The organism is Cohaesibacter sp. CAU 1516, from assembly GCF_005771485.1.
GTDB classification, from domain to species: Bacteria; Pseudomonadota; Alphaproteobacteria; order Rhizobiales; family Cohaesibacteraceae; genus Cohaesibacter; species Cohaesibacter intestini.
The window spans coordinates 73,533-87,122 of sequence record NZ_VANT01000002.1; the positions used below are offsets into that span (position 1 = coordinate 73,533).

The 13,590-nt window shown below is 57.8% G+C and carries 13 protein-coding genes; 7 read left to right on the forward strand and 6 right to left on the reverse strand.

Annotated elements, in window-relative coordinates:
• Window positions 1-14 precede the first annotated feature (14 nt).
• Window positions 15-557, reverse strand: a complete 543-nt coding sequence (locus FDK21_RS07265) for a gamma-glutamylcyclotransferase (protein WP_114008465.1) — start codon at window positions 555-557, stop codon at window positions 15-17.
• Between the two features lie 162 nt (window positions 558-719).
• On the opposite strand from FDK21_RS07265, the gene FDK21_RS07270 reads away from it, so the two are divergent.
• The gene (locus FDK21_RS07270) at window positions 720-1,766 is read left to right on the forward strand and encodes a DUF2125 domain-containing protein (protein ID WP_138148022.1); all 1,047 of its coding nucleotides are present in this window, start codon (window positions 720-722) and stop codon (window positions 1,764-1,766) included.
• A 94-nt stretch (window positions 1,767-1,860) separates the two neighbouring features.
• Here FDK21_RS07270 and FDK21_RS07275 read toward each other — a convergent pair whose 3' ends face one another.
• The 3 genes from FDK21_RS07275 to FDK21_RS07285 all read right to left on the reverse strand — a co-directional run bounded on the left by FDK21_RS07275 (window position 1,861) and on the right by FDK21_RS07285 (window position 5,014).
• The gene (locus FDK21_RS07275; RefSeq protein ID WP_114008463.1) at window positions 1,861-2,835 is read right to left on the reverse strand and encodes a prephenate/arogenate dehydrogenase family protein; all 975 of its coding nucleotides are present in this window, start codon (window positions 2,833-2,835) and stop codon (window positions 1,861-1,863) included.
• Entirely contained in the window at window positions 2,828-3,943 is a 1,116-nt protein-coding gene (hisC, locus tag FDK21_RS07280) for a histidinol-phosphate transaminase (RefSeq protein ID WP_138148338.1), read from the reverse strand. The genes FDK21_RS07275 and hisC overlap by 8 nt, the downstream gene beginning before the upstream one ends.
• Window positions 3,944-4,165: 222 nt before the next feature.
• Window positions 4,166-5,014 (reverse strand): chorismate mutase, encoded by an 849-nt coding sequence (locus FDK21_RS07285; RefSeq protein WP_114008462.1) that lies wholly within the window; start codon window positions 5,012-5,014, stop codon window positions 4,166-4,168.
• A gap of 290 nt (window positions 5,015-5,304) precedes the next feature.
• Here FDK21_RS07285 and FDK21_RS07290 point away from each other — a divergent pair, with 290 nt between their 5' ends.
• Together FDK21_RS07290 and metW are read left to right on the forward strand one after the other, a co-directional pair.
• Window positions 5,305-6,540, forward strand: coding sequence for a homoserine O-acetyltransferase (locus tag FDK21_RS07290; protein WP_138148023.1), 1,236 nt, complete (start codon window positions 5,305-5,307; stop codon window positions 6,538-6,540).
• Complete coding sequence (metW, locus tag FDK21_RS07295) at window positions 6,537-7,196, forward strand: methionine biosynthesis protein MetW (protein WP_114008460.1); 660 nt, start codon at window positions 6,537-6,539, stop codon at window positions 7,194-7,196. Before FDK21_RS07290 ends, metW begins: the two co-directional genes overlap by 4 nt.
• A 75-nt stretch (window positions 7,197-7,271) precedes the next feature.
• Here the strand turns inward: metW and FDK21_RS07300 are convergent, their stop codons facing one another.
• The gene (locus FDK21_RS07300) at window positions 7,272-8,045 is read right to left on the reverse strand and encodes a class I SAM-dependent methyltransferase (protein ID WP_114008459.1); all 774 of its coding nucleotides are present in this window, start codon (window positions 8,043-8,045) and stop codon (window positions 7,272-7,274) included.
• A gap of 459 nt (window positions 8,046-8,504) precedes the next feature.
• On the opposite strand from FDK21_RS07300, the gene gloB reads away from it, so the two are divergent.
• Window positions 8,505-9,281, forward strand: a complete 777-nt coding sequence (gloB, locus tag FDK21_RS07305; protein ID WP_138148024.1) for a hydroxyacylglutathione hydrolase — start codon at window positions 8,505-8,507, stop codon at window positions 9,279-9,281.
• A 104-nt stretch (window positions 9,282-9,385) separates the two neighbouring features.
• Here the strand turns inward: gloB and FDK21_RS07310 are convergent, their stop codons facing one another.
• Window positions 9,386-9,877 carry an Lrp/AsnC family transcriptional regulator gene (locus tag FDK21_RS07310; RefSeq protein ID WP_114008663.1) on the reverse strand — a complete coding sequence of 164 codons (492 nt, stop codon included), beginning with the start codon at window positions 9,875-9,877 and terminating at the stop codon, window positions 9,386-9,388.
• A gap of 326 nt (window positions 9,878-10,203) precedes the next feature.
• Between FDK21_RS07310 and FDK21_RS07315 the strand changes: the two genes are divergently transcribed.
• The 3 genes from FDK21_RS07315 (at window position 10,204) to FDK21_RS07325 (ending at window position 13,568) form a co-directional block, all read left to right on the forward strand.
• Complete coding sequence (locus FDK21_RS07315) at window positions 10,204-11,718, forward strand: aldehyde dehydrogenase family protein (protein ID WP_138148025.1); 1,515 nt, start codon at window positions 10,204-10,206, stop codon at window positions 11,716-11,718.
• A gap of 241 nt (window positions 11,719-11,959) precedes the next feature.
• Window positions 11,960-12,772 carry a metal ABC transporter ATP-binding protein gene (locus FDK21_RS07320; RefSeq protein WP_138148026.1) on the forward strand — a complete coding sequence of 271 codons (813 nt, stop codon included), beginning with the start codon at window positions 11,960-11,962 and terminating at the stop codon, window positions 12,770-12,772.
• Window positions 12,762-13,568 carry a metal ABC transporter permease gene (locus FDK21_RS07325; RefSeq protein WP_138148027.1) on the forward strand — a complete coding sequence of 269 codons (807 nt, stop codon included), beginning with the start codon at window positions 12,762-12,764 and terminating at the stop codon, window positions 13,566-13,568. The genes FDK21_RS07320 and FDK21_RS07325 overlap by 11 nt, the downstream gene beginning before the upstream one ends.
• Window positions 13,569-13,590: the final 22 nt, after the last annotated feature.

The window sequence follows — 13,590 nt, forward strand, 5'->3', positions numbered from 1 at the left end:
CTGTCCGCCCGAAGTCAGCCATTGGCCCGCAGCCGCTCCGCCAGCGCAAACAACTCTGCATCCTCGATATCGATGTCCCGCAAGTGATCCACCGTGTTGAGCACATAATCGATATTCGGGCCCGATTGGCCATGGCCGCGCAACACGAAGGCCGCCTGTTCATCAAGCGATAGTTTGCCTGCATATTGCGGGTGGCTGTGATCGGCAATATAGATCACGGCATCGACCATGCGCCCCCCTTCCGCTGTCGGGCCATCAAGCAGACGCACCGCGCCTGTGCGCTCCAGATAGACCATCGTCACCTGTTCCCGCGCTCGCAGATAGGCCATCACCTCATCGCGTTTTTCCTCGGCGACGCGGAAGGCCATGCCCATGCTATGCCCCCCGGTATCAAGCCCCAGAACCAGCCCCGGCACCTCCGGCGTGCCCCGGTGGATATGAGAATAGATGCAAAGCGAGCGGTGATAGCCCTGCAGATCGGCAATATGGGCTTCCAAATAATCAAAGCCCGGCCGCCACATCAGGGACCCATATCCAAACACCCAGAGATCACTCATCTATCCATTCCATTCTCAATTGTCTGAGGCATGTCTTGCCATCGCCAGTATCCTCGATAAAGCGTTGGCAAGGCACACCCGGCCTTGATTGCGCCACAGGAACGGGCGACAAGGGCTCTGGATACCAATCAGTCCCATGATTTGCAAGAGACGAGCCCAGTGATGTCAGACAGTCTGCCAACCGAAACCAAACAGCCTTCTTCAAAGCGGAAATATGTCCTGCTCAGCGCCTTCGTGTTGCTGGTGGCAGTCGGCTGGAGCGCCTTTTGGTATATCAGCTACAGCCGCACGCAAGAGATCGTCAACCGGCTGATGGCCCGCACCGTCGATGGCCAACAGCTGCTGCAATGCAACGAGCAGACCCTTGGCGGCTATCCTTTCCGGCTTTCCCTCACCTGCGCCTCCTACCGCATTCAGGATCCGCGCTCTGGCTGGCAGGCAGAAGGCGGCCCCTTGCGCGCCATCTGGCAGGTCTATGCCCCCAATCTGGCAGTGATCGAAACCGAAAACCGCGCCACCCTCACCCATCAGCCAACCGGCCAGAGTTTTGAAATGGTGGCCAGCCTGATGCGCGGTTCGGTGCGTTTCAGCCCGTCCGCCTTCGTCACCCGCGCCTCCTTTGAGGCAACCGAGCCAACCTTTGCTTCGAACAATCCGCAGCTGGCGTCCCTGATCGGCGACATCAAGGCCAAAGCGATGGAATTCCACCTGCGCCCGACCCCGGATCAACCCGCCAATCTCGATGTCTCGTTGGCCGCCACCGACTTTGCCTCACGGGCATTGCCCGATCTGTCCGGCCAAGTCTCCTTCACCTTGGTTGGCGGGCTTGAGGCCGTGCTCCACAATCAGGGCAACCCGGCCCGCGCATGGCTGGAGCAATCGGGCAAGGTCAACCCGCTCGCCGGCAACATCGAGATCGGCCAGAAGACCATCAAGCTGTCCGGAGACCTGGCCTTTGATCGCCTCGGCATGGCCAATGGACTGATCAAGGCTCGCATCCTCAACCCGCCTGCTGATCAGGCCAATCCAGTGCGAACACTGACCGCCAAGAAGGATGGCCTCAATGGCCCCCTCACCGCGCTGCAATTGATGGGCAAGCCGATGAAGGATGGTGACCTGATTGGCTCCGAAGTCGAGATCAAACTGAGCAACGGCCAGATCAAGGCAGGCTTCATTCCCCTTGGCACCGTGCCACCCCTGCAATTCTAGACACAAGTCTCAGGCCCCCAGCCAACAAAAAAGCCGCAGACAAACTCTGCGGCTTTTTCTTTTTGGTGCCAACCCAGACACACCGACCCTAAGGTTAGCTGCCGGTGAAGGCATGGTCATCCTTGGTCAGTTGATCGGCATGGGTTTCCCCGTCCTTGATATGACGGCCAAAGTCGGAGGCGTCAATTTCCTGCCCCGCATCAATGATGCTGCGGCGGATGGATCGGGTCCGTGTGAACAGATCGAAGAGGGCGTCCCCGTCTTCCCAGCGAATGGCCCGCTGAAGGGCAGTCAGATCTTCGGTGAAGCGACCGAGCATTTCCAGAGCCGCCTCCTTGTTATGCAGGAACACGTCCCGCCACATGGTCGGGTCCGAGGCCGCAAGGCGGGTAAAATCCCTGAAACCACCTGCGGAATATTTGATCACCTCGGAATCCTTCACCATTTCCAGATCTGACGCCGTGCCGACAATATTGTAAGCAATCAAGTGCGGCAGATGTGATGTGATGGCAAGCACCTGATCATGATGTTTGGCATCCATCACTTCGACATTCGAGCCAAGCAGGGTCCAGAATTGGTTTGTCTTGTCGATCGCTGCCTGATCCGCCCCTGCTGGAGGGGTGAGAATGCACCAGCGATTGATGAACAATTCGGGGAAGCCAGCATCCGGGCCGGACTCTTCCGTACCGGCAATTGGATGGCCGGGCACGAAATGCACATGGTCCGGCAAATGCGGCTGCATCTGTTTGATGATCGACCCCTTGACCGAGCCGACATCGGTGACGATCACCCCGTCGGCCAAGTCACCGGCAATGGCTTTTGCCACCGCTTCGCACGCGCCAACAGGCGTGCAGACAATCACCAAATCGGATCCGCGCACACTTTCGGCGACATCGGCATGATAGCTGTCCCCAAGATTGAGCTCTGCTGCCCGATCAAGGGTGGCCTTGGAACGCGTATGGATCGCGATATGCTCGACCACCCCACGCTGGCGCGCCGCCAATGCAATGGAAGAGCCAAGCAGACCGATCCCGATCAGCGTCATGCGTTTGAAAAGAGGATCAGTCATCACTGCTCCCTTTCATAAAATCTGCCAGCAAGGCAAGCACCCGCTCGCAGGCTTCTGCAGAGCCGACCGTCATGCGCAGGGCATTCGGGAACCCGTAATTACCGACCTGACGCAGAATGCAGCCATGGGACAGCAAATAGGCATCGGCTTCCACCGCACTCTTGCCCGGCGCATCGGTGAAGTGGATCAGAATGAAGTTGCCAACGCTTGGCGTGACGGACAGACCGAGATCCTCCAGCCCCTTTGTCAGCCTTGGCAGCCATTCGTCATTATGGGCCACCGCCGCGCGAACAAAGTCCTGATCGCGGATCGCTGCGATGCCTGCGGCCTGCGCCGCGCCAGACACGTTGAAGGGTCCACGCACCCGCTCCATGGCATTGATCACCGCTTCGGGACCAAAGCACCAGCCCAAACGCAAATTGGCCAGCCCATAAATTTTGGAGAAAGTGCGGGTCATCAGCACATTTTCCGATGCACCCGCCAGCTCGACGCCGGACTGATAGTCGTGAGCCGAGACATATTCCGCATAGGCCGCATCGAGCACCAGCAGCACCGAGCCCGGCAGCCCCGCATGCAGACGGCGGATCTCGCTGAAAGGCAGATAGGTGCCGGTTGGATTGTTGGGATTGGCAAGGAACACCACTTTGGTCCGCTCGGTGACCGCAGCAAGGATCGCATCCACATCGGCAACGCAATTCTTTTCCTTGACCATGACGGGCGTGGCGCCAGAGGCCTGAATGACAATCGGATAGACGAGGAAACCATGTTCGCAATAGATCGCCTCAACACCCTTCTCAAGGAAGGTGTTGGCAATCATCGACAGGATTTCGTCAGATCCGGCACCGCACAGGATGCGACCGGGATGGATGCCATGAACGTCCCCGATCGCCTCCCGAAGGGCGGTACTGGCCCCGTCCGGATAATATTCCAGCTGTCCTGCTATCTGACGATAGGCATCCACAGCCTTGGCGCTTGCTCCCAATGGAGTTTCGTTCGACGAGAGTTTGTGAACGGGACCATCATTATTCACCTGAGACTTGCCAGGGACATAGACGGGAATGCTCATCACACTGTCACGAGGTTGCGGGCGCTGAAGCTGTCCGGACATGGACATGGGATTACTCCTGAACTGGTGCAATCGGCAGGGGGCCTGCTCATCAGGGCTGCTCGATCACAAGACTTGAAATTGGCCGCTGCGCCCTGCTTGCCGCAAGAGCGCAACCCGCCTGTCTTAACGCCAAAATCCCGCACCATTCAAGAAAAAAGGCAGGATCCGGCGCACATATACCGCGCATGAAACCACTCCATGCGTGGATTTCATCATTTCTGATCAAGATTGAGGACTAGAGAGCGCAATCGGCGTCCAGTAGCCCCCGACGGTGCCACGAATGACCATCGGATTGTCAGACAGACGCGTCAGGCTCTCGACGGTCACCTGAGAGACGGAGAACGGCACGGACGCGAGGATTTCGCAATGGCCCTCTTCCATCACCTGACTGACAATGTCACCACCGATCCGGGCAATGGCCGCTTCGGCTCCTTTGCTTGAAGGGGCAGACAGGGCTACAAGGCGAACATCAGGCACCGTGGTATCCATCAGCGGCATCGACAGAACGAAGGCGGGCGCCGCCGCCGGACGTCCCGGCTGGGCAATCACCGGCAAGCGTGAAATCACCTGCACCCCATCGGCCGCCAAAGACAGCCACCAGGCACGCTCCGCCTTGGCCTTGACGCCAACCACACCGAGCACAGAGCCTTCTCCCGCGCGCACCCGGTCCACCACCGCCTGACAATCCATCGCTTCATCAAAACCGACCGTGAAGCCGAAATAGAACCGCGCCACATCGCGCAGATCCGATCCCGGCTCAACCACCACCTCGAAAGGCGCCTGCATGTGGGTGAAGGTCGCGATGATCTCGCGCCAGAGATGCTCAACGGCGGTGATCGGCAAAATGCCCCGATGCCGCCCCACAAGGCGGCGCATCATGTCCATTTCGCGCCCGGGCCGGAAAGCCGCGCCGGGTTTGTCGGTCCGCTTGACCGCGATCAACGCCTCAACAATCTCGCTACGCTCGATCAGATTGAGATGGATGGTTTCATCGATGCGGTCGATACGCTGCCGCAATTCATCAAGCGTGGGCTGAATGTCCCTGCTGCTGCCCGTCGGGGTCTTGCTCATCAGTTCGTCCTGTCGTCTCGCCTTTTGTCGCCAATGCGAAAATCCCGATCGCAATCACCAAAGTCGTCTCTTGGCGCAATGCATGGGCAGTTGCGGCAGATCCTATCGCAAATTTTTCTCAAAGCCATACATAAAAGAGGCTACGACAAAAGCAAAGAAAGTAATTGACACTTACCCTTGCTCTGCCTAGCTACAAGACAATAATAACAAGGGGCAGGCCGCCCGGACTTGCTTGAAATAGGGCAGACAAATCTGCCAGTCACCCAACTCTATTCACCGAGGAAGCATTCATGATCGGTCCAACCGACGGCGACAATCAGGACACGTCTTCTCCTCCGCGCGACGATACCGCCCTAAGAGAAGCCCAACACCCATCCAGCAAACATGTCACCTTTGGGGAAGACATGCCGTTGATGCTGGATGCAGGTGTCGCCCTGTCGCCCTTCACGATTGCTTTTGAAACCTATGGCACGCTGAATGCGGATTGCTCCAATGCCATCCTGATCTGTCACGCCCTGACCGGCGATCAATATGCCGCCTCGATCTCACCGGTCACCGGCAAGCCGGGTTGGTGGGAAAACATGATCGGCCCGGGCAAGCCCATTGACACAGATCGCTTTTTCGTTGTCTGCGGCAATGTTCTGGGGGGCTGTTCCGGCTCGACGGGCCCTGCCTCGATCAACCCCGAAACTGGCAAGCCCTTTGGTCTCGACCTCCCCGTCATCACCGTGCCCGACATGGTGCGTGCCCAGAAGATGCTGCTCGACCATCTTGGCATTGAAGAGCTGTTCTGCGTGATTGGCGGCTCGATGGGCGGTATGTTGGCCATCCAGTGGGCTGCAGAACATGGCGACAGGGTGAAATCGGCCATTTTCATTGCCACCGCTGCCCACCATACCTCACAGAATATCGCTTTCTACGAGGTCGGCAGACAGGCCGTGATGGCCGACCCGGACTGGCATGGCGGACGCTATTACGATTATGACGTCACCCCACGCAAGGGTCTCTCGGTCGCGCGCATGGCCGCTCACGTCACCTACATGTCCGAGCAGTCACTGCAAAGCAAGTTTGGCCGCAATCTTCAGGATCGCAAGGTCAAAACCTTTTCCTTTGACGCCGATTTTCAGATTGAATCCTATCTGCGCCATCAGGGCATGACTTTTGTCGACCGCTTTGATGCCAATTCCTACCTCTATGTCACCCGGGCGATGGACTATTACGATCTCGCCGCAGACTATGGCGGTCAGATGGCCAAGGCCTTCATGGGCACCAAGACCCGCTTCTGTCTGGTGTCCTTCACCTCGGACTGGCATTTCCCGACCAGCGAGAGCCGCAAGATCGTCCATGCGCTCAATGCCGCCGGAGCCTCGGTCAGTTTTGTCGAGATTGACAGCGACAAGGGCCATGACGCCTTCCTGCTCGATGAGCCGGAGTTTTTCGACGCCATGCGCGGCTTCATCGGCTCTGCTGCCCGAGACTTTGGCCTGAGCAGCAAAGATACCGACGACGAGGAGGAGGCACAATGAGCCTGACCGAAGACAAGAAAGCGCTGGTCGTTGGCCGTCGGGCCGACAATACCCGCATCGACTTTGAAATCGTCGTCGACATGATCGCACCCAACTCAAAGATCCTTGATGTCGGCAGCGATGATGGCAGCCTGCTTGAGCTGTTACAGGCAAAAGACGGCGTGGAAGGCCGCGGCATTGAACTGTCCCAGCGCGGGGTCAATCGCTGTGTCTCGCGCGGCCTGTCAGTCATTCAGGGGGATGCGGACGAAGACCTGATCTATTATCCAGATGACAGCTTCGATTATGTGGTCCTGAGCCAGACCATTCAGGCCACCCGCAATCCGCGCAAGGTGCTTGAGCATCTGTTGCGCATTGGCCGCAAAGCCATTGTCTCCTTCCCCAATTTCGGCCATTGGAAGGTGCGTACCGATCTGTTGTTCCGCGGCACCATGCCGGTCAACGACTATCTGCCCTACAGCTGGTATGACACGCCGAACATCCATTTCTGCACTGTGCGGGATTTTGTCAATCTGTGCGGCGAGGCCAATGCCACCATCGAGCGGGCCCATGGCCTGCAAGGGGATGGCAAGCCGATTTCTTTCTCTGCCCCGTGGTGGTTCTGGAATCTGTTTGCCGAACAGGCCATTTTCCTGCTCTCGCGCAAACAGGATTGAGGCACAAGGCTTTCAGGCAAAGGGAACAAGGCGGCGGCAACGCCGCCTTTTGTCTGAGCCGATCGTCGACCCTGTTCAGCCCTCAGACTTGGTCAATTGATGTATAGTCCGGCCGAACTTGGGTAGATTGGGCGCTGGCAGGAAAACTGGACGGAAGCGGCTTTCAAACATCGTCGTCTCGGCCACCGGCAGGCCTTGGCGCATCAACTTGGTCGCTTCGACCATCAGCACACCGGACAAGGCAGGCCAGAAGCGCTGCCCCAGTCGCTCCACCACCTTGGCAGACCGTATGAAGGCTTTGCCACTGAACGGTCCGAAATGCAGCGCTTCGCTCCATTGCAACGGCTGAAACATCGTCTGGCGCAATAGATGGCTCAACTGGCCCTTGGAAAAGGGACGCCCATAGGCAAAGGGCGTCTGGTCCAGCCGCGCCCACAAACCACTCCGGTTCGGCACGATAATCAGCAATTTGCCACCCGGCGTCAGTACCCGCCAGATTTCGCGCAAATGCTCCGCCGGATTGTCCGCCAGCTCGAGCATATGCACCAACAGGATGCGATCGACGCTGGCATCGGGCAAAGGCAGCGCCTCCGGGTCGACCAGCGTGGTTAGTGACGCCCCTGAAGACGGCCAGTAAACGGCCCCCTGCCAGGACGGCATGAAGGCGATGGTGCGCTCCGCATTGCCTCGCAAATCACGGATGTAAGGGGGCGTATAGCCCACCCCGAGCACGCTCAATCCCTTCAGGTTGCCCCAATGTTGACGGATGCACTGATTGATGTGAAAGGCCGTCGCCAGCCCCAGAGGCTGCGCATAAAAATCCCGCAAATCGAGGACATCAAGAAACATGCAACACCACTTTCACATCGTCGGTTGGGGCAGAATCTGCTGGCGTGAAAGGCAACCGCAACACCTCCCCTCGACCCGCAACAAGTCGAGCGCTCTGCGCCAACAACCCGGTTAGCGATAATGTGGCACTCTCCCGTCGGAAAACCAACCCTTGGGCTTGGAAAAAGCCATCGCCTGTTGCCTATCCCATAGCATGGCGTCCTCGTATCAGAGCCGTCCAGAACCAACCTCGCCTGCCTTTGGCGGAATCAAACACCCATCTACACCATTTTGCGACTATGGTTCGCCCAAGACATATGCCACACTGGACCCAATCACTGTTTCGCCCTTTTGGCTTGCAAATCAAAGACAAAGGACGAGACCGGGCCATTTTCACTCTCTGGCGCCCATCCTCAGCAAAGGGCGAGAGAGCAGGAGCAAGGTCTGACAAATCGATAGTCGAAGGAAGGAAGCCCAAACATGCCGAAGCACGCTTTGGAAACTGTTCTTATCCCGTGTCTCAATGACAATTATGCTGTTCTCGCGCATGATCCCGAAAGCCAGTCGACCCTTCTGGTCGATGCACCGATCGCAACCCCGATCCTGCACATTCTCGAAGACAACAACTGGAAACTGACCCACATTCTGCTCACCCATCATCACCATGACCATATTGGTGGTCTGGCGGCTTTACAGGGGGTGACGGGCGCCACCATCTATGGTCCCGAGGAAAGCATGTCGAAAGTCCAGACCATCGAGACCGGTGTGAAGGACGGCGACACCATCAAGTTCGGCGATCTCGACATCAAGGTCATCGCGTCTCCGGGCCATACCCGTGATCATCTCAGCTTCTGGATCCCGGATGCCGAGCTGGCCTTCACCGGCGACACCCTGTTTGCCATGGGCTGTGGCCGGGTGTTTGAAGGCACCATGGAGGACATGTGGTTCTCCCTTGATCGGCTGGCCAAATTGCCACCGGAAACCACCATCTATTGCGGCCATGAATATACATTGTCCAACGGTGAATTCTGCCTGACCATCGAGCCGGAGAATGAATTGCTGCTCCAGCGGATGGAAGATGTTCGTGCCAAGCGCGAGCGCGGTGAGCCAACCATTCCAACCACTATGCTTGACGAGCTGACCACCAACAGCTTCCTGCGCGCCAACAATGCCGAGGTCAAGGAAGCGCTCGGCATGGCCGATGCATCAGACCTTGAGGTTTTCACGGAAATCCGCTCAAGAAAAGACAATTTCTAGACCACTCTCCTCGCAAAGCAAAAAAGCGCGCCGTCAACCGACAGTGCGCTTTTTTATGCCTGATATTTGCAAGGTCAGATCTCAGCCAGTTCCCGGATCGGGCCTCAGAAAGGCTCCCCGCCAAACAGCTTCTTTGCGGTTTCATTGATCAGCGTGTGACGGCGATCAAACTTCTTGGCCAGAATGATGTTGGTCATGGTCCGCGCCACCCCATTGATTTCACCAATCTCGTCTAGCAGAGCGTCCAGATCTTCGAGCTGCGGCATCTCGACAATTAACGCCAAATCAAACGACCCGTTGACCGTGAAGCAGGACGAGATTTCCGGAAAATCCTCAAGCTTCTGGACAATCGGTGTTTGCAGTTTTGGATCGATCTCGACAAATACGATGGCCCGGTTCAGCGTCTCCAAAGGGTCGCTATTGAGCAACACGGTGAACCCATCAATCACCCCTTCGCGCTTCAGCCGTTCGATACGCTCATGCACGGTTGAGCGGGCCACCGACAATTTGCGGCCAATCTCGGAGGTCGATAAGCGGGCATCGGCTTGCAGAATCCGAATGAGCTTTCTGTCCAGATCATCAAGGGCACGCCGCATCATCACACTCCGTCATCAACCAATCGCCTATCCCTCCAACACGGCCCGCTTTGGCAACGAATAAGCAACGCGATGGAATCATCGGGTTCACTTATTCATACTTTGCCAAGGGACGCCAACAACATTTTGTCACGCAATCCGACTTGTCCAGCATTTTGCCGAAGCTTCCCGGCAATCTATCAAGCTGGATAGGACAGCCACTATGACTTAATCTCAAGCCCGATTATAGTGGCCAGGCAAAGCTACATTTAGCTATAAAAATCAATAAATTAAAGACGAAGAAGCCTCCCCTTCGAAATCGTCCTTCCCTTCCTTTGGAGAACCACATGTCCGCAAATCTTGCGAATGAAACCAAATCCCTGCTCGAAAGTCTCGGCGTCGACAGTGCCACATTGTCAGGTTCGATCACGGTCACCAGTCCCATTGATGGCTCGGTCATCGGTCAGGTCGCTGAACAGGGTGCCGATGCCATGAATGCTGCGGTCACTGCCGCCCATGAGGCCTTTCTATCATGGCGCACGGTGCCTGCCCCTGTGCGGGGTGAACTGGTTCGCCAGTTGGGCGAAGCCCTGCGCACCCACAAACAGGCGCTTGGCAAACTGGTCAGCATCGAAGCTGGCAAGATCCTGTCCGAGGGCCTCGGCGAAGTGCAGGAAATGATCGACATTTGCGATTTTGCCGTTGGCCAGTCCCGCCAGCTCTATGGCAAGACCATTGCATCGGAACGCCCCGGCCACCGGATGATGGAAAGCTGGCATCCGATGGGTGTCTGTGGTGTCATTTCCGCCTTCAACTTTCCTGTAGCCGTCTGGTCATGGAACACCTGCCTGGCCCTGATCTGCGGTGACGCCGTGGTCTGGAAACCTTCCGAGAAAACCCCGCTGACGGCATTGGCCTGCGATGCCATCCTGCAGGGCGTGCTGGCCGATTTCGAAGCCGCCCCGGAAGGGTTGCATCAATTGGTCGTTGGTGGTCCGGAAGCCGGTAAGGCACTGGTCGACAATCCGCTGGTGCCGATCCTGTCCGCCACCGGGTCCACCCGCATGGGCCGGGCCGTTGGCCCGCGTGTCGCCGACCGCTTTGGTCGCTCGATCCTTGAGCTGGGCGGCAACAATGCAATGATCGTCGCCCCCAGCGCCGACCTCGACATGGCCATTCGCGCCATCTGCTTCTCTGCTGTAGGCACCGCCGGTCAGCGCTGCACATCCCTGCGCCGTCTGATCGTTCACGAGAGCATCGCCGACCAGCTTGTCGCCCAGATACAGAAGGCCTATGCCTCGCTGCCAATCGGCTCGCCGCTGGAGGCCTCCACTCTGGTCGGTCCATTGATCGATGAGACCTCCTTCAACACCATGCAGGCCGCGCTGAAGCAGGCCGAAGCCGAAGGTGGCAAAGTTGTTGGTGGCGAGAAAGTCGTGGTTGAGGGCGCTGATGGTGGCTTCTATGTCCGCCCGGCAGTTGTCGAAATGCCCGATCAGACCGACATGGTCAAGACCGAAACCTTCGCTCCGATCCTCTATGTCATGCGCTATAGCGATCTCGGTGACGCCATCGCCATGCATAATGATGTGCCGCAGGGCCTGTCTTCCTGCATCTTCACCCTCGACATCCGCGAGGCCGAAACCTTCATGAGCGCAGCTGGCTCTGATTGCGGCATTTGCAATGTCAATATCGGCCCATCCGGTGCAGAAATTGGCGGTGCCTTTGGTGGCGAAAAGGAAACCGGCGGCGGGCGTGAATCCGGCTCTGACGCGTGGAAAGGCTATATGCGCCGGGCGACCAACACGATCAACTATTCTGCCGAGTTGCCGCTGGCACAGGGCGTCTCGTTCGACGTCTAGCAGCCCCAACGATCCGCGGCCCCGTTCCCATCGACGGGCCGCCAAAGCAACAAAAGGGCCCCATCGGGCCCTTTTCTCTGTCACAAATGCGTGTTTGGAGGCCCATTCCAGCGGTCCAGCTGTGATTTGCACCCCTCGGCGCCATGGGAATGGTTGCACCATCGAAAAATCGTTATATTGTAACATTTTCATTCGACCCTGATCACCCCAGACCCGTGGCAAGCCCGTGCGCACCTCTCAAATGCTTCTTTCCGGCGACAACCTGACCATTGTCAGCGATGGCAAAACCCTGCTCGACAGGGTCTCCATTTCTGTTGATCGCGGCGAAATCATCACCATCATCGGCCCCAATGGCGGCGGCAAAACCACCCTCGTCAAGGCCCTGCTCGGTTTGTGGTCTGTCTCCTCAGGCAAGGTGCAACGCCAGTCCGGCCTCCAGGTCGGCTACGTGCCGCAGAAGCTGGTGATCGACCGCACCATGCCGCTGACGGTCGAACGGCTGATGCGTCTCACCGGCAATCACAGCCGCGATGCCATGTTGGCCGCGTTGGAGGAAACCGGCGTCGCCCACAAGATCCGCGACAATGTTCACACCCTGTCAGGCGGGGAAATGCAACGGGTCCTGCTGGCCCGCGCTCTGGTCGGCCAGCCGGATCTGATGGTCCTTGATGAGCCGGTGCAAGGGGTGGATTATGTGGGCGAGCTGGCCCTCTACCGTCTGATCGAAGAGATCCGGGACCGCCACAATTGCGGCATCCTTCTGGTCTCCCATGATCTGCATATGGTGATGCGTGCCTCAACCCGGGTCATTTGCCTGAACACCCATGTCTGCTGCTACGGCCAGCCAGCGGACGTTGCCCAAAATCCCGATTATCAGCGTCTCTTCGGAGCCAAAGGCCTTGAGACCATGGCCCCATACAATCATCACCACAATCACAGCCATGACCCACAGGATGCGGAGATGATCGATGAAGGTTGCTCCTGTGGTCACGACCATGACAACGGGCACGAGCATGCTCATACACATGAGGGGAGCAAGCGTCATGCTGGATGACTTCTTCACCCGCGCTCTGCTTGGTGGCATCGGCATCGCGCTGGTCTCCGGCCCGCTGGGCTGTTTCATCGTCTGGCGACGCATGGCCTATTTCGGCGAGACCATGGCTCATGCCGCCCTGCTCGGCATCGCCTTGAGCCTGCTGTTCGAGTTGATGCCGATTGCCGGGGTCTTTTTCGTCTCCCTTGTCATCGCGCTCCTTCTCTATGGACTGGAAAAACTCGACCGCCTGTCAACCGACACCCTGCTCGGCATTCTCTCCCATGCGTCGCTGGCCATTGGTCTGCTCGCTCTTGGCTTCATGACATGGCTGAGAATTGACATCATGTCCCTGTTGTTTGGCGACATCCTGTCGGTCAGCAAACAGGATCTTGGGGTCATTTGGGGAGGGGGAGCTTTGGTTCTTGCCCTTCTGTTCGCTCATTGGCGCAGCCTGTTGGCCAGTACCATCAGCCCTGACATTGCCGCCGCCGAAGGCCTGCCGACCCAGCGAGCCAATCTGGTCTTCGTGCTGTTGATCGCTTTGGTGATCGCAGTGGCAATGAAACTGATCGGCGTGTTGCTGATCACCTCCTTGCTGATCATTCCCGCTGCCACCGCACGACAATTTGCCAGAGGTCCGGAATCGATGGCCCTGCTGGCAGCATTGATCGCCTGTCTGTCGATTCTGGGCGGCCTCAATGCATCCCTGATCTGGGATTCAACCCCCGGCCCCTCGATCGTGCTGGCCGCTTTCCTGCTCTTTTTGGGAGCGCTGGCAACCGCTCCGATCCTGCGCAAGATGCGCAAAACTTGAAAAGCGGGCACTTTTGTTACTC